At 53.8% G+C, this 21689-nt stretch carries 17 protein-coding genes; all 17 read left to right on the top strand.

The features are described from left to right. Position 1 precedes the first annotated feature (1 nt). The 17 genes from Q8O77_RS18285 to tldD all read left to right on the top strand — a co-directional run bounded on the left by Q8O77_RS18285 (position 2) and on the right by tldD (position 21529). On the top strand, positions 2-1732 hold the full coding sequence (locus tag Q8O77_RS18285) for a GspE/PulE family protein (RefSeq protein ID WP_305556678.1): 1731 nt from the start codon (positions 2-4) through the stop codon (positions 1730-1732). Between the two features lie 4 nt (positions 1733-1736). Further along, positions 1737-2960 carry a type II secretion system F family protein gene (locus tag Q8O77_RS18280; RefSeq protein WP_305556676.1) on the top strand — a complete coding sequence of 408 codons (1224 nt, stop codon included), beginning with the start codon at positions 1737-1739 and terminating at the stop codon, positions 2958-2960. A gap of 93 nt (positions 2961-3053) precedes the next feature. Next, complete coding sequence (locus Q8O77_RS20120) at positions 3054-3602, top strand: prepilin-type N-terminal cleavage/methylation domain-containing protein (RefSeq protein ID WP_371133510.1); 549 nt, start codon at positions 3054-3056, stop codon at positions 3600-3602. A 15-nt stretch (positions 3603-3617) separates the two neighbouring features. Beyond that, positions 3618-4130, top strand: coding sequence for a prepilin-type N-terminal cleavage/methylation domain-containing protein (locus Q8O77_RS18270; protein WP_305556674.1), 513 nt, complete (start codon positions 3618-3620; stop codon positions 4128-4130). 109 nt (positions 4131-4239) lie between these two features. Beyond that, positions 4240-4683 (top strand): prepilin-type N-terminal cleavage/methylation domain-containing protein, encoded by a 444-nt coding sequence (locus Q8O77_RS18265; protein WP_305556671.1) that lies wholly within the window; start codon positions 4240-4242, stop codon positions 4681-4683. Next, positions 4677-5228, top strand: coding sequence for a prepilin-type N-terminal cleavage/methylation domain-containing protein (locus tag Q8O77_RS18260; RefSeq protein ID WP_305556669.1), 552 nt, complete (start codon positions 4677-4679; stop codon positions 5226-5228). Before Q8O77_RS18265 ends, Q8O77_RS18260 begins: the two co-directional genes overlap by 7 nt. After that, on the top strand, positions 5228-6022 hold the full coding sequence (locus Q8O77_RS18255; protein ID WP_305556667.1) for a PilW family protein: 795 nt from the start codon (positions 5228-5230) through the stop codon (positions 6020-6022). Before Q8O77_RS18260 ends, Q8O77_RS18255 begins: the two co-directional genes overlap by 1 nt. After that, a complete protein-coding gene (locus tag Q8O77_RS18250; RefSeq protein WP_305556665.1) occupies positions 6012-6425 on the top strand; it encodes a type II secretory pathway component in 414 nt (137 codons plus the stop codon). The genes Q8O77_RS18255 and Q8O77_RS18250 overlap by 11 nt, the downstream gene beginning before the upstream one ends. Beyond that, on the top strand, positions 6422-10684 hold the full coding sequence (locus tag Q8O77_RS18245) for a DUF6701 domain-containing protein (RefSeq protein WP_305556663.1): 4263 nt from the start codon (positions 6422-6424) through the stop codon (positions 10682-10684). Before Q8O77_RS18250 ends, Q8O77_RS18245 begins: the two co-directional genes overlap by 4 nt. A gap of 228 nt (positions 10685-10912) precedes the next feature. Next, complete coding sequence (locus Q8O77_RS18240; protein WP_305556661.1) at positions 10913-11956, top strand: rod shape-determining protein; 1044 nt, start codon at positions 10913-10915, stop codon at positions 11954-11956. A 29-nt stretch (positions 11957-11985) separates the two neighbouring features. Further along, on the top strand, positions 11986-12843 hold the full coding sequence (gene mreC, locus Q8O77_RS18235; RefSeq protein WP_305556659.1) for a rod shape-determining protein MreC: 858 nt from the start codon (positions 11986-11988) through the stop codon (positions 12841-12843). Beyond that, positions 12843-13325, top strand: a complete 483-nt coding sequence (mreD, locus tag Q8O77_RS18230) for a rod shape-determining protein MreD (protein ID WP_305556656.1) — start codon at positions 12843-12845, stop codon at positions 13323-13325. The genes mreC and mreD overlap by 1 nt, the downstream gene beginning before the upstream one ends. 10 nt (positions 13326-13335) lie before the next feature. After that, on the top strand, positions 13336-13911 hold the full coding sequence (locus Q8O77_RS18225) for a nucleoside triphosphate pyrophosphatase (RefSeq protein ID WP_305556653.1): 576 nt from the start codon (positions 13336-13338) through the stop codon (positions 13909-13911). Continuing rightward, positions 13908-15374 carry a ribonuclease G gene (rng, locus tag Q8O77_RS18220; RefSeq protein ID WP_305556650.1) on the top strand — a complete coding sequence of 489 codons (1467 nt, stop codon included), beginning with the start codon at positions 13908-13910 and terminating at the stop codon, positions 15372-15374. Before Q8O77_RS18225 ends, rng begins: the two co-directional genes overlap by 4 nt. Beyond that, positions 15374-19255, top strand: a complete 3882-nt coding sequence (locus Q8O77_RS18215) for a YhdP family protein (RefSeq protein ID WP_305556648.1) — start codon at positions 15374-15376, stop codon at positions 19253-19255. The genes rng and Q8O77_RS18215 overlap by 1 nt, the downstream gene beginning before the upstream one ends. Continuing rightward, positions 19248-20093, top strand: coding sequence for a carbon-nitrogen hydrolase family protein (locus Q8O77_RS18210; RefSeq protein WP_305556646.1), 846 nt, complete (start codon positions 19248-19250; stop codon positions 20091-20093). The genes Q8O77_RS18215 and Q8O77_RS18210 overlap by 8 nt, the downstream gene beginning before the upstream one ends. After that, entirely contained in the window at positions 20090-21529 is a 1440-nt protein-coding gene (tldD, locus tag Q8O77_RS18205; RefSeq protein ID WP_305556643.1) for a metalloprotease TldD, read from the top strand. Before Q8O77_RS18210 ends, tldD begins: the two co-directional genes overlap by 4 nt. The last annotated feature ends 160 nt before the right edge of the window (positions 21530-21689 follow it).

Here is a 21689-nt window from a genome sequence, read left to right as displayed (position 1 = left end):
GATGCAAAGACCACGTTTAAAAATGCGTTTGGGTGATTTACTGGTGCATGAGGGCATTATCTCAGAGCCACAGTTACAACAAGCGTTAACCCAACAACAGCAAAGCGGCCGTAAGTTAGGCTCCACGCTGACCGAGCTGAATTTTCTGTCAGAAGCCCAGCTGTTGCAGTTTTTGGCGCAGCAGCTGAATGTGCCGTTTCTGGATATCGCGCAAAAGCCGATAGATCCGAAAGCTGTGCAACTATTGCCCGAAGTGCAGGCGCGGCGTTTCCGTGCCCTGGTGCTGGAAGATCGTGATGACACTGTACTGCTGGGCATGAGTGACCCGGCCGATTTAGCCGCAATGGATCAACTGGCAGAACTGCTGGCGCCACGGCAAATAGAGCTGGCCGTAGTGCGGGAAAGCCAGTTAATTCAAGCGTTTGACACCTTGTATCGCCGCACGCGGCAAATTGAAAGCTTTGCCACCCAGCTGAAGGCCGAGCACGGTGACGACAGCGGGCTGGATGTCAGCGCACTGGACGAGCAAATTGACGCCGACAACACCATTGTTAAGTTGCTGCAATCGATTTTTGAAGACGCAGTACAGGTTAAAGCGTCAGATATCCATATAGAACCGGATGACAAAGTGCTGCGCATCCGCCAGCGGGTAGACGGCGTGTTGCAGGAAAATATCCTTAATCAGGTCAGTATCGCTTCGGCGCTGGTACTGCGCTTAAAGCTGATGGCAAACCTGGATATCTCGGAAAAACGCTTGCCGCAGGATGGCCGTTTTCAAATCAACGTAAAAAAACACCAGATAGATGTGCGTATTTCCACCATGCCGGTGCAATACGGCGAGTCTGTGGTAATGCGTTTGCTGGACCAATCTGCCGGCTTACTGCGACTGGAAGAAACCGGCATTCCGGCGCCGATGCTGGCCAAATTACGCCGTATTATTCAAAGTCCGCACGGCATGATTTTGGTTACCGGCCCAACCGGCTCAGGTAAAACTACTACCCTGTATGGTTTGCTTAGCGAGTTAAACCAGGCCGGCAGTAAAATTATTACCGTAGAAGACCCGGTAGAGTACCGCTTGCCACGGATAAACCAGGTACAGGTGAATCATAAAATAGGCCTGAGTTTCAGTAATGTACTGCGCACCACCTTACGCCAGGACCCGGACATCATCATGGTGGGGGAAATGCGCGATCAGGAAACGGCAGAGATGGGCCTGCGTGGCGCCTTAACCGGCCACCTGGTGTTATCTACCTTACACACCAATGATGCGGTAACCAGTACCTTGCGCCTAATAGATATGGGTGCGGCGCCTTATCTGGTGGCATCAGCTTTGCGCGCCATAGTAGCGCAGCGCCTGGTGCGGCGGCTGTGTGATTACTGCAAACAACCGTACCAACCCGACGAGTTGGAAAGCAGCTGGTTGCGGCATCATAAAACCAGTGTGTCGGCAAAATACTGGCATGCGCCCGGCTGTCAATCCTGTAACCACAGCGGCTATAAAGGCCGGCTGGGTGTGTTTGAACTGTTGATGATCACCAAACCGCTGGCCGATGCGTTAAGGCGCAGTGACACTGAAGCTTTTACTAACCTGGCGCATCACAGTGCAGATTTTACCAGCCTGGGCACTATGGCCTTGCAGTACGCTCAGCAGGGCGTTACCAGCCTGGATGAAGTGATCCGCGTATCCGAGTATCTGGATACCGACCCACTGCCAGCGGCAGAGGAAAGCTAAGCCTATGGCACTATTTGCTTACAAAGCGCGAGATGCTGCCGGCCAGGCCGTCAGCGGGGAAGTAGAAGCCGGCAATGAAGGCGCCGCGGCCGATTTATTGCGCCGGCGCAGCTATATACCGCTGAGTATTCAACGGCAGCAGCAACAAAGCAGCAGCGCTGTTAAAGGCATAGTGCTGTGGCAAAGCAAGGTGTCGTTAACTGACTTAATTATGTTTTCGCGCCAGATGTACTCGTTAATGCGGGCCGGCATTCCTATTATCCGCGCCATTGAAGGTTTGGCACAAAGCACAGCATCTAAGCGCCTGCAGCTGTTGTTGCCGCAGTTGGTAGAGCAACTGGAAAGCGGCCGGAATTTGTCGCAAGCGCTGGCGCTGCACCCCGACGTATTCAGCCGGCTGATGGTGAGCATAGTGCACGTGGGTGAAAACACCGGCCGGCTGGATGAAGCCTTTTTACAGCTGACTTATTATTTTGAGCAGGAGCTGGAAACCCGCAAGCAAATTAAACAGGCTACCCGTTACCCTATTTTTGTGTTACTCACCTTAGTGGTAGCAATGTTTATTCTTAACCTGGCGGTTATTCCGCAGTTTGCCGCTATGTTTGCCCGCTTTAATGCTGAACTGCCGTGGTCTACCAAAGCTTTGCTGGCCAGCTCGGCGTTTTTTGTCCGCTTCTGGCCGTTAATGTTAATCATGGCTGTGGGCGGTGCTTTGGCGCTGCGCGCTTATGTTAAGACCGATAAGGGTCGCTTAACATGGGGTAGATGGAAGCTGGCCGTGCCGCTTGTAGGCGATTTAATTTACCGCGCTACGTTGGGCCGCTTTGCCCGCAGCTTTGGCATGATGTTAAAGGCCGGTGTACCCATGACCAGTGCGTTAACCCTGGTGGCCGACGCGGTAGATAATGAGCACCTCGGCAGTAAAATCCGTGAAATGCGCCGCAGTATAGAACGTGGCGAAAGCTTACTTAAGGTAAGCCAGCAAAGCGGCATGTTTACCCCGCTGGTACTGCAAATGCTGGCTGTAGGCGAAGAAACCGGTGCTATGGATGAAATGCTGGCCGAAGTGGCCGGCTTTTATGAGCGCGAAGTGGCGTTTGATTTAAAAAGCCTGACCGCCAAAATAGAACCGATTCTTATTGCCGTAGTGGCAGTAATGGTACTGATTTTAGCGCTGGGTATTTTTACGCCAATGTGGGATATGCTCAACGCCTACAAGGGCACCTGACAGGTAGCAGCAGTGTAAAGCTGTTGACAAAGTAAGTGTAATTACAGATTTTAACGATATACTAATGATAACAAACGGATGGGAGATACAAAGATGAAAAGACAATCAGGTTTTACTTTAATAGAGCTGATTATCGTAGTGATTATTTTAGGCTTATTAGCCGCTACAGCTTTACCACGCTTTTTAAATGTAACTGCAGAGGCTGAAGATGCTTCTCTGCAAGGTATAGCAGGCGGTTTTGCTTCTGCAGTAGGTTTGGTGCGTGCGCAATGGGAAGTTGAGGGCCGTCCTGCTGGTACAGCCGGTGTTGCCACTATTAACTATGATGGCGTCAATGTTGGTGTGGACAGTGCTTTTGGTTACCCCACAGGAGGCGGTACACCACTGGTGGCATCAGTGGTTGCCAGCGTAACTGCAGCAGAATGTATAGCTGCATTTCAGAGTGTTTTTCAAAGCCCGCCAACTGCTGATACAGCATTTGATGCAAACGACAATATTTTTGTGCGTTATGCCGCTCCGGTGTGTGAATTTCACCAAACGGCAGGTTTAACAGCGGCACCAGCTGCCGGCATAACTGCGACCAATGGTTTTACCTATAATCCGTCAACGGGTCAGGTATCTATTTTCTTAAATAAACCGTAATCCAAAGGCAGTATTATGAAACGTAATCAAGGTTTTACATTAATTGAGTTAATTATTGTTATCGTTATTCTGGGTATTCTGGCGGTAACGGCAGCACCACGCTTTTTTAACTTTGCCGGTGACGCCCGTGTTAGTGTGGTCAACGGTTTAAAAGGTGCAGTGCAAGGCGGCGCGCAAACGGTATATGCCAAAGCAGCTATTGAAGGGCGCCTGGGTGATACAGCATCAAATTTGACCTCTGGCGGTATTGAGGTGATTTACGGCTATCCATCGGCTACAGCCGCTGGCGTTGTTGCCGCCGCTTCGTTAGATGCATCTCTTATGGGCGCTGCTGCTGCCACAACAGATTGGGTGTTTTTTATTGACGGCGGCGATATTTATATTGCACAAAGTTCAGTAGTAGGCATTCCTTCTGCAGCAGATGAGACGGGTATTACCAGTAAAGGTTGCTACCTGCAGTACACTAATGCTACCAGTGCGGATGACCCACCGGTAATTTTATTAGATACAGATGGTTGTGCTAACTAATTTAGTCAGCTGATTAGTCGGCGCTGCATTTACATTTAGTGCAGCGCCGGGTGTTAGCCCCGCCGTCGGTGTTATGCTGTTGGCGGGGTTGCTGTTAAAGGGGCCGTTTATGCGTAACAGGCTTAACTTTTGCGGTTACACGCTAATTGAGCTGATCGTTGTCATCGTAGTACTGGCGGTATTAAGTGTCAGCATAGCCCCGCGTTTTTTTACTACTGCCGGCACCTCAGAATATCTGTATCAGGATCAGCTGCTTAACTTACTGCGCCGCGTACAAATTCAAGCGATGCAATGCACAGATTGTATTACCCCCGCTGTTAATGTCTCCGCTGCTTCCGTTCTTATCGGCGCTGCCACTTGTAATGATGCCGATACCAGCGCGGTAGTGTGTGTGGCTGCGCGCGATGCGGTAACTCTGGCACCGGCCGGCACTATCAGCTTTGACAATCTGGGCCGGCCGGCTTGCAGTGCCGGCAGTTGCACTATAACGCTGCAGGGACAGACTACACTAAACGTGTGTATTGCAAGCGAAGGCTATATACACCCATGCTAAAACGCAGCCGCGGTGTGACCTTAATAGAATTAATTGCCGGTATTGTTGTGCTGGGTATCAGCCTGGCCATTATTACCTCGGTGCTGGGCCCCATTTTGTTAAAAAGCGCTGATCCCTGGCATCAGGTGCGCGCGGCAGAGCTTGGCCAAAGCCTGATGAATGAAATCTTCGGCAAAGCCTTTGATCAACAATCCAGCCGCAGCGGCAGCTTATTGCGCTGCAATGAAACCGGCGCCAAACCCTGCACGCCGGCGGCAGATTTTGGCCCGGAATGCCGCAACGGCGCTCCCTTTTGTACGCCGGCCGAGCGTGAACAGCGCGAACACTATAACGACGTAGACGACTTTCATAACCTTGATGTCAGCGGCGATCAAATTAACAGTATTTTCGGCAGCGCCGATGCGCGCCTGCTGGATATTTACCGCGCCTACCGCGTGCAGGTTCAGGTAAGTTACGCCTCAGCGCAAACTAAGCGTATTCAGTTGCAGATAACCACACCCACCGGCGATGTGATTGAGTTTGCTGCACTGCGGGGTAACTGGTAATGCGCGCGCGCGGTTTTACTCTGGTTGAGCTGGTAATTACTCTGGTGATCCTGGCTATTTTAGCGGTGGCGGTAAGCAGCTACCTTGGCCTGGGCGCCAGAATGTATGCCGATGTGGCGGGGCGCGAGCAAATTCTTGGCCAAAGCCGCTTTGTAGCCGAGCGTTTAGTGCGCGAACTGCGCAACGCGGCGCCAAACAGCGTGCGGGTAAATGAGGTGGCCGGTTTAAGCAGTTGTGTTGAATTTACTCCGGTAGCTGCCAGCGGTATATACCGCCGCCTGCCGGTGGCACCACAAAGCAGTGATGAAGTACAACTGGAGTTATTTGACTGGAACAACAGCTTGTTGGCGCAGCAGCTTATAGTGTATCCCACCGGGCCGGCACATTATTACGCCGCCAGCGACAGGCGGGTGTCATTGCAAGGCGCTACGGTGACGAATGCGGCCGCAATAACCAACCCGGCACAGGGGGCTACGGTGGAGCTGGAGCTGGCCGCCGCCCACAGCTTTGCCACGGATTCGCCGGAGCGGCGCTTCTATATTTTGCAAAACAGTGTCAGTTATTGTGCCCGTGATGGTGAGATCCGCCGCCTGGTGGGTTACGATTTTTCTGCCGGCAACCCGCCGGCCGGTGCCGGGGTGTTAATGGCACAGCAGGTTAAAAATGCGCAATTTCAGGTGCAGGAGGCGGTGCTAACCCGCAATGCAGTGGTAAATATGTTTTTGCAGTTTGGTGCCGATAGCGGTTCTGATATGTTTTTTAACTATGAGGTGCACCTGCCCAATGTACCTTAACTATTATGCGCAGCGCGGCAGTGCGCTGGTTATCGCGGTTTTTGTTATTGTAGTGATGCTGGCGCTGGCGCTGAGTATGGCGCGCTTGCTTAGCAGCAGTGCGCAAACCGTAGTATATGAAGTGCAGGGCAATCGCAGTTTGTTTGCCGCGCAAAGTGGCCTGGAGCTGGCGCTGACAGAGTTATTTCCGTTAGACAACAACAGCGCCGATTGCACGGCCGTCAGCGCAGCGCATACGTTTAGCGGCCCGGCGTTGCAAGGCTGCAGCGCCAGCTTAAGTTGTAAGGCTTATACCGCCACCACACCCGGTGCCGTACCGCTGTTTCAGCTTAGCAGCACAGCAAATTGCGTGGCCGCCGGTTTCCTGACCAGCCGCACGGTACAAATAGAGGTGCGGCAATGAAACAAGTATTCTGGCTGTGGCTACTGTTGCTGTGCGCAATGCCGCTAAGTGCGGCAACCTATAACCTCGGCAGCGGCAACTACCCGCCGTGCAGTACCAATTGGTCAGTGAATGGCAATACCTTTCGCTGCAATGGTAACGGCCGTGTTACGTTAAATAACGGCGATATTGTGGTGGCAAATGCCACTGCAACACTGATTGCTAATAACGGTTTTAGCCTGAATGGCGCGACGATAGGCAGTGCGGCAACGCGGATTAACCTGCAAAGTGATTACGGCAGTATTACCAGTACCAACACTAATGTTGTCTGGGGCAATATAACGGCCTCCAGCGCGGCGATCTCGCTGACTAACAGCACGGTAAACGGCAGTATAAGTAGCGGCGGTAGCATTAATCTGACCGGCGGCAGCGTTACCGGCCTGGTCAGCAGTAACAATAATACTATTACCAGCAACGGTACCGATTTATCCGGCGGCGCTACTGCGCGCTCGGGAATGAATTTGACCGGCGGCACCCTGGCGGGTGATTTTGTTATGCTGTCAAACAACATTATGACGCTGTCCGGTGTCACTATGCAAAGCGGCAGTATCAGCGGCGCCAGCACCGTATCAATAGATGACAGTAACATTGGTTCAGCCGGCGCTATGGTGAATATCAGCAGCAATAGCGGCGCCATTACCCTTAATGACAGCACAGTATACGGCGTGCTGCAGGCCCCCGGGTATTCGACGGTTAATGTGCAGGGTGGCAGCCAGGTGTTTGGCCAGTGTTTACCCAATGCCTCACCGGCAGGTGCTTGCACACTGTACGAGCCGTTGCAGCAGGCCCGTGCGCATTATCCGCTTGATCTATGTACAGCGGTAAATAACGGGGTTATTGCTGACCTAACCGGTAACTATCCGGCCTCGGGCATAAATGTTGGTGCTGTTGCCGATGGTCAGGTGCTGGAGGCGGGAGATTTTTCTGCAACCGGCAATGACTATATCAATGTGCCGGCAGCAGCGCTCAACGGGCTGACTAACTTTAGCTTGTCGATGTGGTTCCGGTTGGATGCCGGTAACAGTTTTCGCGAATTGTTTTCGGCCAGTAGCAACGGTTCCAATACCGAGCTGGAGCTATACATTAACGGCAACAATGAAATCCGTGCCGGCCTGAAGGGTGCTTACTATACCTTTAGTGGTGGCAGCAGTAGCCCGGTGGTTGCTAACAATGTCTGGAGCCAGGTTACGCTTACCCGTAATGGCAACCAACTGTGCCTGTATCTGAACAATAACCTGGTGCGTTGTGTTACTGCCAGCAATAGTGCAGGGCTGTCTGTAGCAGGTGCCGCTGTCGGGATCTGGTGGCAGGCCAATGGCAACGTGACGGATGATTTTCGCGGCGATATCGATGAAGTGCTGCTGTTTAATCAGGCGCTTAGCCAGGTACAGATCAGCCAGATGTATCAAAATCAAAGCGCCGGGCTTAGTTATGACGGCACAGCGCGCAGCAGTGCTTGTGGCCAGTGTCTGACCGATAACTTCAGCGGCACCTTGTCGCCGGAGAGCTGGGTAACCAGCCGCAGCAGTGGCAGCTTCACGCCGCAGGTTGTTAATGGCCGGCTGCGGATGACGGAAGCTGTCGGCAACCAGGCCACCTCCGCTACTTATCAGCGGTTGTACCCTGCAGCGGACAACCTGGTGATTGTGGAATTTGATTATCGCGCTTACGGTGGTAACGGTGCCGACGGTTTAGCCCTGGTGTTGTCAGACGCAACAATCACGCCGCAGGCCGGCGCTTTTGGTGGCCCGCTGGGCTATGGCTTTAAACCGGGTATTCCCGGCTTTGCCGGAGGTTGGCTGGGCTTTGGTCTGGATGAATATGGCAATTTCTCTAACGAAGGTGGTAGCACTAATGTGGGGCGGCGCCAGCAAAGTGTTGCGGTACGGGGCTCTGGCGAGGGCACCACTGGTTATCGTTACCTGCGTGGTACCTGCAATAATGGCAGCACTAACCCCAATGGCAATTGTTTATCGCCGGCGGTGGATGGCAACCAAAACAGTCCGCATCGCTATCGCTTTACCGTAGACTCGCGCCAGGCCGGCACTACCCTGGTGTCAGTAGAGCGTGACAGCGGCAGCGGTTTTGTCAGCCTGATTGCGCCTTTTAATGCGCAAAATCAGACCGGCCAGGCGCCGGTGCCGGAAAACTTCTTTTTATCGCTCACCGGCTCTACCGGCGGCTCAAATAATATCCATGAGCTGGATAATCTGAGTATTTGCGCCCTGCGCTCCGCACCGGTAGGCCAGCAAATAGATCACTTCGAGTTTGACTACAGCGGCCGCGCGCTGACCTGTAACCCGGAAACCTTCACCGTGCGTGCCTGCAAAAACGCGGCGTGCAGCGAATTGGTAACCGAAGCGGTAATCGCTAATTTAAGCCCTGCAACAATACCTGACGGCGGCTGGCTTGGTGGTAATGTAATTAACTTCAGCGGTGGCAGTACCACAGTTGCGCTGCGCCGCAGTGTTGTCGGTAGTACCACTATAGGTGTCAGTGGCTCTGTGCCGACAACGCGGCCGCTAAGCCAAACGCTGTGCCGCGCCGGCAATGGTGCGCTTAGTGCGGCGGCCTGCAACATTAGTTTTGCTGACAGCGGCCTGGTGTTTGACGTGCCGGACGGCATTGCCAACCAGCAAACGCAGAATATTCTTATCAGTGCCGTACGTAAAGACGACAGCAGCCAGCAATGTGTGCCGCAATTTGCCAACGTCAGCAGAAATGTGGCGTTCTGGAGTGACTATATCAGCCCAGGCGCCGCCGGCAGGCCGGTGTCCTGGCCGGTACAGATTAATAATACCGACGTTGGCCTGACAGAAGCGACGCGGCAAACACTGGCACTGAACTTTAATGCCCAGGGTCAGGCCAGTTTTGACCTGAATTATGCCGATGCCGGCCAGTTGCAACTTAATGCCCGCTATACGGGATCGGCGGCAACGCAAGATAACGGCCTGGTAATGAACGGCGCCGATCAGTTTAAGCGCCGCCCGGCCGGGCTATGTATTCAAACCGGCGGTGAGTGTAGTGCAGCCGATGCCGATTGCCCGGTGTTTCGCCGCGCCGGAGAGAACTTTAACCTGAGCATCAGCGCGCGCGCTTTTGCCCAAAACAGCACCGATATTTGCCAAAATCCCGTAACACCTAATTTCAGCCGCAGCAATATTGCCATTACGCATCAGTTATTGGCACCGGCCAATGGTAATGCCGGCAGCCTGGCGGTGAGCCAATATCAGCAGCAAAGTGCAGTTAACGCTGCCACTGTTGTGGTGCAAAGTGTGTCGGAAGTTGGGGTGTTTCGTTTTGCAGTACCGGCGCTGAGTTACCTGGGTATGGCCGAGCCCATTCCGGCGGCTGCCAGTGCACCAACCGGGCGTTTTATTCCGCAGCGCTTTAACCTTGAAGCCGGCAGTGCTATCGCAGCCTGTGGCAGCTTCACCTATTTTGGTCAGCGCGGTTTTAGCACCGCTTTTACCTTGCAGGCGCTTAATACGGCCGGCATGGTAACGCAAAATTACCGCGATGCCTTTGCCAGGCTGGATCTGTCGGTATGGGGTGATGCTACTGTGACACAGGGTATGCGCTACAGTGCGCCGGATTTGCCTGCCGGCTCCGTGCTGGGCGAGGGGGCAATAAGCCCGCTGGGTAGTTGGCAAGATGGTGTAGCACAAATGACAGTGTCGCACTACGCCAGCCGGCCGTCGCTGCCGGCGGCACCGCTTGATTTGACAGTGTATGCCCAACCAACCGATGCCGACGGCGTGTCGACAGATGCAATCAGCGCACTGCATAGTGACACCACGGCATTGCGTTATGGCCGTTTAAGTATGCAAAACCTGGCCGGGCCGGAAGATGAACCGCTACCGCTGGTATTTGCCACAGAATATTGGGATGGCAGCGACTTTCTGCTCAATGCGGCTGATAGTTGCTCGTTAATCAGCAACAGTTCAGCTTTGCTGACTACAATCAGCGGCTCGCCTGATCTGAGCCTGATTGGCAACAGCGCTATTATGCAGTCAGGCCGCTTGCCGGCGCAGACATTATGGCTTAATCCGCCCTCAGCGGTGGGAACCTGGCAAGTGCAATACGAAACTCATCCCTGGTTGCAATACTACTGGCGGGGTGCCACACCGGACTATCAACAAAACCCTTCAGCGGAGGTAATGTTTGGTCGCTTTAGAGGTAATCCACGGCAAATTTCCTGGCGTGAACTATTTCAGTAACTGCTAATCTTACTGCCGTGCCGGGTTACTTTGGTACAATTCGTTGTAGCAGATAGATAAATGCGCCGGGGGCTTGGTTTAATTGCACAAAAATGTAAGATAAAGCTATTCACTTATCGGGGAGTTACTTAGAATAACTCTCGCTATGTTTACCAACGCTGCTATGCTAAGGCGACGCAGTGCTGAGTGCTCGTGCGACACTCAGGTTTATAAGGATCCGGTTCTTTCATGTTTAATAAATTACGTGGCCTCTTTTCAAACGACTTATCTATCGATTTGGGTACAGCAAATACTCTGATTTACGTAAAAGATCAGGGCATAGTGCTGAATGAACCCTCCGTAGTGGCTATCCGTCAGGAACGCGCCGGCGGCCCCAAAAGTGTTGCTGCTGTGGGCCATGCCGCTAAACGCATGTTAGGCCGCACGCCCGGCAACATTAAAGCTATCCGGCCGATGAAAGACGGCGTAATTGCTGACTTTTATGTGACTGAAAAAATGCTGCAGCACTTTATCCGCCAGGCACACAGCAACAGCTTTTTACGCCCCAGCCCACGCGTGCTGGTATGCGTACCCTGCGGTTCTACTCAGGTAGAGCGTCGGGCTATTCGTGAGTCGGCCCAGGGCGCCGGCGCACGTGAAGTGTATTTAATTGATGAACCTATGGCCGCCGCCATCGGCGCCGGCTTACCTGTATCAGAAGCCACCGGCTCTATGGTTGTTGATATCGGTGGTGGTACTACTGAAGTTGCCATTATCTCGCTGAACGGTGTGGTGTATTCCTCGTCAGTGCGCATTGGTGGTGACAAATTTGACGACGCTATCGTCAACTATATCCGCCGCAACTACGGCATTTTAATTGGCGAAGCTACCGCTGAGCGGATTAAAACTGAAATTGGTTCAGCTTACCCCAGCGACGACGTACTGGAAATTGAAGTGCGCGGCCGTAACCTGGCTGAAGGCGTACCACGCAGCTTTACCATGACCAGCAATGAAATTTTAGAAGCACTGCAAGAGCCGCTGGCCGGTATTGTCAGTGCGGTAATGGTAGCGCTGGAGCAAGCACCACCAGAGCTGGCGTCAGATATCTCTGAACGCGGCATGGTATTAACCGGCGGTGGCGCACTGTTGCGTGACCTTGACCGCTTGCTGATGGAAGAAACCGGTATTCCGGTGGTGGTGGCTGATGACCCGTTAACCTGTGTCGCCCGTGGTGGCGGTAAAGCACTGGAGATGATTGATATGCATGGTGGTGATGTGTTCAGTTATGACTAACTGAACCTGTCTGCTGTGTCTGCACCTGTATGAACCAGATTTATAGTCGGGGCCCGTCATTGCCACTGCGGTTGTTTTTAGCCGTAGTGTGCAGTGCTGGCCTGATGTTTCTCGATCGCTACACCGACAGTTCCACCCAACTGCGCAGTTACCTTACCACCGCCGTCAGCCCGCTGTTTTATGTTGCCAGTTTGCCGGAAACGTTGTTTTCCGGGGCGTCTGCCCAATTTATGTCGCAGCAAGCCGTACTGGAAGAAAATGCCCGGTTAAAAGAAACCCTGCTGCAGCAAAGCGGCCAGTTGCAGTTATTGCGCTTTTTTCAGCAGGAAAATGAAAAACTGCGCGCTTTGCTCGGTTCGTCCTCGGTGATCGAAGGCGAGCGCCTCGTTGCCGAAGTTCTGGCGGTATACAGTCATCCGTTCAGCCACCAGGTGGTATTGAACAAAGGCAGTAGCGATGGCGTAACAGAGCATCAGCCGGTAATTGATGATCAGGGCATAGTGGGCCAGATTGTCAGTGTCGGCCCCACCAGCAGCCGGGCCTTGCTTATTTCTGATAACACTCATGCGCTGGCGGTACGGGCAGAGCGCACCGGAGTGCGGGCTATTGTCGAAGGCCTCGGGCAATGGGATGTGCTGCGGGTGTTGCATTTACCGCACAGTACCGATATTCGCGAAGGTGATCGTTTATTAACTTCGGGCCTGGATGGTCGCTTCCCGGAAGGTTATCCGGTGGCCAGGGTAGTCAGGATCAGTCAGGATGCCAGCCAGCCGTTTATGTTGGTATACGCCGAACCTTACGCCCGGCTGGACCGAATCCGGCATGTGTTGCTGTTAACAGACAGCAGCAAACTGACGCCAGCGGAACCACCGCAGGAGCAGCCCTGATGCGCAGACCCCAAGGCATAGCTTTTATTTATCTGACGCTATTTGTCGCGCTGCTGCTTACCGTTATGCCGATGCCGCAACTGGTGAAGTTAGCGCGGCCGGATTGGGCCTTACTGGTACTAATGTACTGGACCATGGCTCTGCCGCAGCGGGTTAGCGTGGGTACTGCCTTTTTTACCGGCTTTATTGTCGACGTGTTGGTAGGCACGGTATTGGGTGTCAATGCGCTGGCCTTTGCTGTGGTTATTTTTGTTGTGGCACTGCATCATCTTAAAATCCGCAATTTTTCCATCGTGCAGCAATCGCTGTTACTGGGCTTATTGCTGGCACTGTATCATTTACTGTTATTTTGGCTCAGCCACTTCTTAACCGGAGTGTATTTTTTGCCGCAATATTTGTGGCCGGTGCTGACCGGTATGTTGGTGTGGCCCTGGTTATTCTGGCTACTGCGGCGCTACAGGCGGCAATTAAAAATCCAATGAGTTCTTTGTAATGAGCTACCCCGATATCTTTTTAGCCTCTTCTTCCCCGCGCCGGCGTGAACTGCTGGCACAACTTGGTGTGAGTTTCAGCCTCGTCAGCGCCGATATAGACGAAACCCCGCTGGCGGGTGAAGCCGCAACCGACTATGTACAGCGGCTGGCGCTGCAAAAAGCCCGCGCCGGGCTGGCCCGGACTAACAGTGATTTACCGGTGCTGGGCGCCGATACTGTGGTGGTAGCCGATGGTGAAATCCTTGGTAAACCGGCCGATTTTGCCCGGTTTGAGCGCACTATGCAGTTATTGTCCGGCCGCTGCCATCAGGTTATGACGGCCATCGCGCTGGTAAACTCTGCCCGCCAGTTGCAGCAACTTGTTTGCACTGAAGTGTGCTTTCGCCGGCTGAGCGCAGCGGAGATCAGCGCCTACTGGCACAGCGGCGAGCCACAAGACAAAGCCGGCGGTTACGGTATTCAGGGCCTGGCGGCAAAGTTTGTCCAACGCATTAACGGCAGCTACACCGCGGTAGTCGGCTTACCGCTGTGCGAAACCGAACAGTTATTACTACAGTGGCAGGAGCAGCTATGAGCGCAGAACTACTGCTGAACGTTACCCCCAGTGAAACCCGGGTAGCGCTGATCGAAAACGGCGTATTGCAGGAGCTGCATATAGAGCGCCAGGCCAAGTTAGGCCTGGTAGGCAATATTTATGTTGGTAAAGTCAGCCGTGTTTTACCCGGCATGCAAGCCGCTTTTGTTGATATCGGCCTGGATAAAGCCGCGTTTTTACATGCTTCTGACATAGTACAACCGGACAGCGTAGCCGAGCTGGAAGGCAAGCCGGCAGTCAGTAAAGATATTCGCGTACTGGTGCATGAAGGCCAGTTTTTATTGGTGCAGGTAGTAAAAGACCCGCTGGGCACCAAGGGCGCACGCCTGACCACCGATATTACCCTGCCGTCGCGCTATCTGGTGTTTATGCCGGGCTCGCCGCATGTTGGGGTGTCACAGCGGCTGGAAAGCGACAGCGAGCGGCAACGGCTGAAAGACATTGTCAGCCATTATCTTGATGACAGCGGTGGCTTTATCGTGCGCACCGCGGCCGAGGGCGCGAAAGAAGAAGAGTTGGCACAGGATGCCAAATTTCTGAAAAAGCTCTGGGCCAAGATTATTAAGCGCAAGCAAAAAACCCGCAAAGAAGGCGTGGTATATGAAGACCTCACCCTGACGTATCGCATTTTGCGTGATTTTGTCGGCACTGAGTTAGAGCGGGTACGGGTCGATTCTAAGTTAACCTTTCAGCAGCTTACCGCCTTTTGCGAAGAGTTTATTCCGCATTTATCGCCGTTGCTGGAGTACTACCCCGGCGAGCGGCCGATTTTTGATATGTTTGACGTGGAAAACGAAATTCAGCGCGCGCTGGAGCGCAAAGTACCGCTGAAAAGCGGCGGCTATCTGATCATCGACCAAACCGAAGCGATGACCACCATAGACGTTAACACCGGCGCCTTTGTTGGTCATCGCAATCTGGAAGAAACCATTTTTAATACTAATGCCGAGGCTACCCAGGCCATAGCGCGACAGCTGCGGCTGCGTAATTTGGGCGGTATTATTATTATCGATTTTATCGATATGCAAAGCAGCGAACACAAAAAGCGGGTGTTTCACAGCTTAGAGCTGGCACTGGCGCGCGATAGGGCGAAAACCAATATTCATGGCTTCTCGGCCCTGGGGTTGGTTGAGATGACGCGCAAAAGAACCCGCGAAAGTTTGGAACATATCCTCTGTTCTGAGTGTCCTGTATGTGAGGGGCGCGGCAGTTTAAAAACGGTAGAAACGGTGTGTTTTGAAGTGCTGCGCGAAATAGTGCGGGTAAACCGGGCCTATGCCGCTGATAAATTTGTGGTTTATGTGTCGCCGGCGGTAAAAGACGCCCTGACGAACGATGAGTTTCATAATCTGGCAGAGCTACAGGTGTTTATTGGTAAGCAGATCAGTATTCATACCGAACCTCTGTATACCCAGGAGCAATTTGATGTGGTGATGATGTAGTGCAAGGCACAAAGCGGGTTTGTTTTTATTGTTTACATAAACTCTGGTTGGCATTAGCGCTGGGGCTGGTGCTGCTTGCTGTGCTGATTTCAGTGTTACGCTACAGCCTGCCGTACGCTGATAGCTACAAACATCATCTTGAACAGTTAATTTACAACCGCTATGGCGCCAATGTCAGTATTGGCGAGCTCAGTGCCGGCTGGCAAAAATATGGCCCGGCCCTGCTGCTCAAGGATGTGCAATTGCATGACAGCACTGAGCAGTTGCAACTGAGCATTGCTCAAACCAGCGTCAGAGTAGATTTTTGGCGCAGCCTGCTAAGCCGGCAGCTTACAGCTCAACACTTTGAACTCAGCGGCCTGAGGTATTATCTCGACGCTGACACTGTACTGTCAGCGAAGCAGGACGAACCGCTGGACGGTGCTCCGGTGTTGGATGCGTTGGAAACGTTATTTTTCCGCCAGTTAGAGTACTTTTCGGTCGTCGACAGCCAGTTGATCCTGCAAAACGACAATAACCCGGATCTGATGATCAACATTAAACAATTAGACTGGCTGAACAGCGGCAACCGCCACCAGGGTTACGGCGATTTATCTCTCGCCGGTGTTACGGCCAATACGGTGTCCTTTGTACTGGATTTGCACGGTGACAGCCTGGCGCAAGCCTTTGGCCAGTTGTATTTGCAAAGTGAAAAGCTCGATGTATTGCCCTGGTTTGGCAAATTATTACCGCCCAGTCGCAAGCTGGACCAGGCCAGCATTAATTTTGCCGCCTGGGGCCGGATAGATAACGGCCTGTTACAACGCATCCAGGTAGAGTTGGCCGATAACAGCCTGAGCTGGCAACATCAGGGCGAGCAGCATCGCCTGCAATTGGGTCAGGGGCAGTTGCTATGGCAGCCGGCTGAGAATGGCTGGTCAATGTATTCCGGCGATTTAACCCTCAGTGCGGCAGAGCAAAGCTGGCCCGGCTTGCAGTTTCAGTTGCACCGCCGCGATGCGCAGTGGCAAGCCGGTCTGAATCAGTTTTCCCTGGCAGCCTTGTCGCCACTGGCACAGTTGCTGGCCGAGGATATAGCGCCGTTACAACAGCTGATGCAGTATCAACCGGATGCTGCGCTGACACAGCTGCAATGGCACAGCAGCGCCGGACAATGGCAATTCAGCGGCGCTGTTAACAACCTGAATACCGTGGCGGTGGCCGATGTGCCGGGGCTACAGCAGGTCAACGGTGATTTTGTCGTCAGTGCGGAGCTGGCGCGGTTGCGACTGCACAGTGAAGCATCGCAGTTAAGCTGGGACAGGCTGTTTAATCAAGCCACCGACTATGACGAGCTGGCCGCAACCCTGTATTGGCAGGCGGGCACCGATGGCCGGCATTGGCGGTTAAGCGCACCGCAGTTGCAACTAAAGGCTGGTTTGATGCAGCTGGATGCCAGCCTGCAACTGGATGACAGTTTACAGATCCTGGCAAAATTGCAGCAGGTCGATGCCGGTCAGGCCGGACGGTTTTTCCCCACGCCTTATATGTTGGACAAAGTACGGTCTTATTTAGATCAGGCCATTGTCAGTGGCACCGTTAGCGAAGCGACGATGCTGTGGCATGGTAAACCGGCAGAATTTCCTTACCGTGAACACCAGGGCGTGTTTCAGGTGCGGGCGCAGTTAGACGACAGCCAGTTTGCGTTTGCGCCACAGTGGCCACAACTCACCGGTTTAAGCGCTGAATTGCTGTTTGATAATGCCAATATGCAAATCCATACTCAAGCCGGTGAGCTGGCCGGTATCGCCTTGCAACAGACGGTCAGTGCTGAAATTCCCGACTTATTTGCTGCCGACACCCTGGATATCCGCATCAAACAAACAGTAGAGGCATCGGCTTTAACGGCGCTGATGCTGCAATCACCGCTGGCGGATAACCTGGGCAAAACTCTGCAACACCTTGGCGCCAGCGGGCCGGTACAGGGCGATGTATTGCTGGCCGTGGGCCTGAAGCAACCTACTGTGCAGGCCAGCGGTACTGTGACCTTTAACGACACTGAGCTGGCACTGGCGGCGCCGGCGATGCAGCTGAGCCGGTTGCAGGGCCAGCTGAGATTTGATAATGAACAAATTCGTGCTGACAACCTCAGCCTGAGTTGGCGCGGCCTGCCGCTAACTGCGGCGCTGCAGGGAGAGAACAGTGCGCAGGGTTATCAGCTGGCGCTGCAGTTAAACGGCGCGCATCAGGCGCAGCAGCTGACACAGGCGCTGCATCAACCGTTGACAGAGCTGGTTAACGGCGACACCGACTGGCAATTAACCCTGGCGCTTAGCCTGCCGCAAAGCGGCTTTAGCTACAGCGCCGAGTTGCACACTGACTTACAGCAAACGGCATTGCTATTACCGGCACCTTATGCCAAAGCAGCGGCTGATAAACGCAAACTCAGCGTTAGCGCCCATGGTAATGAGCTGCGCTCATTGTTAGCGCTGCACTATAACGGCGAGTTACATTTTCATGCCGAGCTGGCGCACGAGCAGCAACGCTTAAACCGTGCCCACCTGATCTTGGGCCACAAAGACAGCGGCCTGAATCCCGATGGTTTTAACGTCAGTATTGATTTGGCGCAGGCCGAATTTTTGCCCTGGTTTGAACTGTTACAACAGCAATTGAGTGGCAACACTGACGCAGAGCAGCCGTTTTTCCCGACGCTAAGCCTGGTGCGCGGCAAAGTGGCGCGGTTGGATATGGCGCCCGGCATAGTGCTGAACAATACCGTATTTGAGTTAACCACCTTGCCGGACAGCTGGCAGTTACAGCTAAACGGTACCGAGATTGCCAGCCGCTGGTCGTTCAATAAAGACTGGCAGGGCAAAGGCATCAGCGCCGCGCTGGACTACCTGCATTTGCCGCTGAGTAACGCTGTGGTTGACGCGGATGCTTTGCCGCCGGCGGTGGCTGAATTGGTGCACGAGCCACAGCGTTGGCTGCTGCAATTGCCGCCAATACAGCTCACCTGCGGCGATTGTTCGTTGGGCAGTTATCGCTTTGGTAAGGTTAATGCCAAAGCACACAGCGATGGCAAGCAATGGCTGTTAAGTGACTTCAGTGCCGACTATAAACGCAGCCGCTTAACCGCCAACGGCGTGTGGCTGAACGATAACAGCAGCGCCGGTCACAGCAGTTTCAGCGGCCGGCTGCAAACCGCTAACCTGGGCGCTATGCTGGATGAGTTTCAGCTTACGTCGGCTATCTCCGGCAGCAGTGCCGAAATTGATTTCGCGCTGAACTGGCCGGGTGCGCCGCAGCAGTTTGCACCGGACGAGTTGGCTGGCCAGGTGAAGTTCAATTTAGGCGAGGGGGCACTAACAGAAGTCAGCGACCAGGGCTCGCGTTTATTCTCTATTTTCAGCCTGGACTCCCTGCTGCGCAAATTGCGGCTGGATTTTCGCGATGTGTTCGCCAAAGGCTTTTTCTATAACAGCATGAGCGGCAACCTGGCTATTGCGCAGGGCGTGGCACAAACCAGCGATGCGGCAATAGATGGCGTGCCGGGCAATTTACAAATACAGGGCTATGCCGACCTGGTCAGTAAAGAGCTGGATTACCAAATGGCGTTCTCGCCCAAGGTCACCTCCAGTTTACCGGTGATTATTGCCTGGATGGTTAACCCCGCCACCGGGCTGGCTGCGCTGGCGCTGGATGAAGTGTTTCAAAGTGCGGAAGTGATTTCGAAAATTAATTTTATCGTTACCGGCAGTTTCGATAAGCCGGTGGTGACCGAAGTAAACCGCCACAGTACCGAAGTGCCGGTACCGGTGCGGGTAGCTCAGCCGGAAGCCATTATTGAGCTGCCGGCGCCGGACCAACCGCAACCGGGCGGAAAACAACCCCATGGCTAACTGGCGGCTGTCTGCCATTCAACTTAACAGCGTACCGCAGCCGGAGCAAAATCTGGCGCAGGTGGCGCTGTATCTGCAGCAACTGAGTGCGGCCTATGGCAACGGCTTGCCGCATTTGGTGGCGTTACCGGAGTGTTTTGCCGTGTTTGGCGGCCGTGACGGCTTACAATTGCAGTATCAGGCCGCGTTGGGCCAGGGCATTATTCAGCAGGGCTGTGCTGCGTTAGCAAAACAGTTTGGTGTGTATTTACTGGCCGGCTCTTTGCCCACCACCAGCCCGGATCCGCAGCGCTTCAGCGCCAGCAGCATAGTGTTCGCACCCGATGGCAGCATAGTGGCCGATTATCAGAAAATGCATTTGTTTGACGTGCAAATCAGCGACAGTACCGGCAGTTATCGCGAGTCGGCCAGCACTTACCCCGGGCAAAAAATCAGTGTAGCTCACATCGACCAGTTAAAGCTTGGCCTGTCGATATGCTATGATGTGCGCTTTCCGGGCCTGATGCAGGCATTAGCGGCACAGGGCATGAATCTGCTGAGTGTACCCTCGGCTTTTACTAAGGTTACCGGTGCCGCACACTGGCATACGCTGCTAAGAGCGCGGGCGATAGAAAACCAGTGTTTTGTGCTGGCGCCGAACCAAACCGGGGTACACGCCAATGGCCGCGAAACTTATGGTCACAGCCTGATCATCGATCCCTGGGGCCGCGTATTAGCAGATGCCGGCACGGCACCCGGCTGGATCTCAGCCGAAATAGATTTATCCGACTGCGCGCAGCTTAAACAGAGCATGCCGCTGGCGCACCATAACCGATTTAACAGTGAGCCCAAACCATGACTGCACCAGAGCAGAACCTGATCACCGCCTCCGGGCTGACAGCCGATGATTTACAGCAAACGCTGGGATATTTATTTGATCATCAGCTGAATTTTGCCGATCTGTATTTTCAGTCCAGTGTGCATGAATCCTGGGTATTGGAAGACGGCCTGGTGAAAGACGGCTCCTTTAATATTGAACGCGGCGTCGGCGTACGTGCCGTTAGCGGTGAAAAAACCGGTTTCGCCTATGCCGATACCATCAGTGCTGCGGCGTTAAAACAAGCGGCCACGGCAGCGCGCGGCATCGCGGCGCAGGGCAGCAGTGGCAAAGTCAAAGCCTTCAGCAAAAGCGGCAACAGCGATATTTACCTGCCGTGCGAGCCGCTGCAAAGTTTAACCAATACCGACAAAGTGGCGTTGTTGCATCAGATTGAAGCTTATATCCGCACGCTGGATAACCGTGCCGAGCAGGTAATGGTAAGTTTAACCGGAGTGTATGAAGAGATTTTAGTCGCGGCAACCGATGGCACCTTTGCCAGCGATATCCGGCCGTTAGTACGGCTGAACTGCTCGGTGTTGCTGCAGCAGGGCGACCGGCGCGAGCGCGGCGGTGCCGGTGGCGGCGGGCGCACCGATTATTTATACTTCTCTGAGCCGGTTAACGGCGAGCCACGCTGGCAGCAATACGCGCGCGAAGCGGTGCGTCAGGCGCAGGTCAATTTAACCGCTATCGATGCACCGGCCGGTACTATGCCGGTGGTACTGGGCAGCGGCTGGCCGGGCGTACTGCTGCATGAAGCGGTAGGCCATGGTCTGGAAGGCGATTTCAACCGCAAGGGTTCATCTACTTTTGCCGGCCGTATTGGTGAGCAGGTAGCCTCTAAGCTGTGCACTATTGTTGATGACGGCACCTTAGCGCACCGGCGCGGTTCACTGAATATTGACGATGAAGGTGTGCGCGGCCAATACAATGTGTTAATCGAAAACGGCATTTTAAAAGGCTATATTCAGGATAAGCACAACGCCATGCTGATGAATGTCGACCCAACCGGTAACGGCCGGCGTGAGTCGTTCGCTCATTTGCCGATGCCGCGGATGACCAACACCTATATGTTGGCCGGGCAGCACGAGCCGGAAGAAATTATCGCCAGCGTGAAAAAAGGCATTTATGCGCCTAACTTTGGCGGTGGCCAGGTAGATATTACCTCGGGTAAATTTGTCTTCTCTGCCTCTGAGGCTTACTTAATTGAAAACGGTAAAATTACCACACCAATTAAAGGTGCTACCTTAATTGGCAGCGGCCCGGAAGCGATGCAACAGGTGTCGATGGTCGGTAACGATTTAGCCCTCGATGCCGGCGTGGGTGTGTGTGGTAAGCAGGGCCAGAGCGTACCGGTAGGTGTCGGCCAGCCGACACTGAAGCTGGACGCGATGACCGTAGGCGGCACGCAGTAACAGAATGAATTAAACTACTGATCGTGAGCAAACCGGCTGCCCACACCAACACGCCGTAAATACGTCCCTGTAGGCTCGATTCCGCCCATCCGGGGCTTCAACGGTTGGTTTAGGGCAGACCGGATAGCTCACTCAGTGCTTAACTAACAACATCAACAGG

The organism is Rheinheimera sp., from assembly GCF_030690345.1.
Taxonomy (GTDB): Bacteria; Pseudomonadota; Gammaproteobacteria; order Enterobacterales; family Alteromonadaceae; genus Alishewanella.
This window is presented reverse-complemented; position numbering and strand designations above follow the sequence as displayed.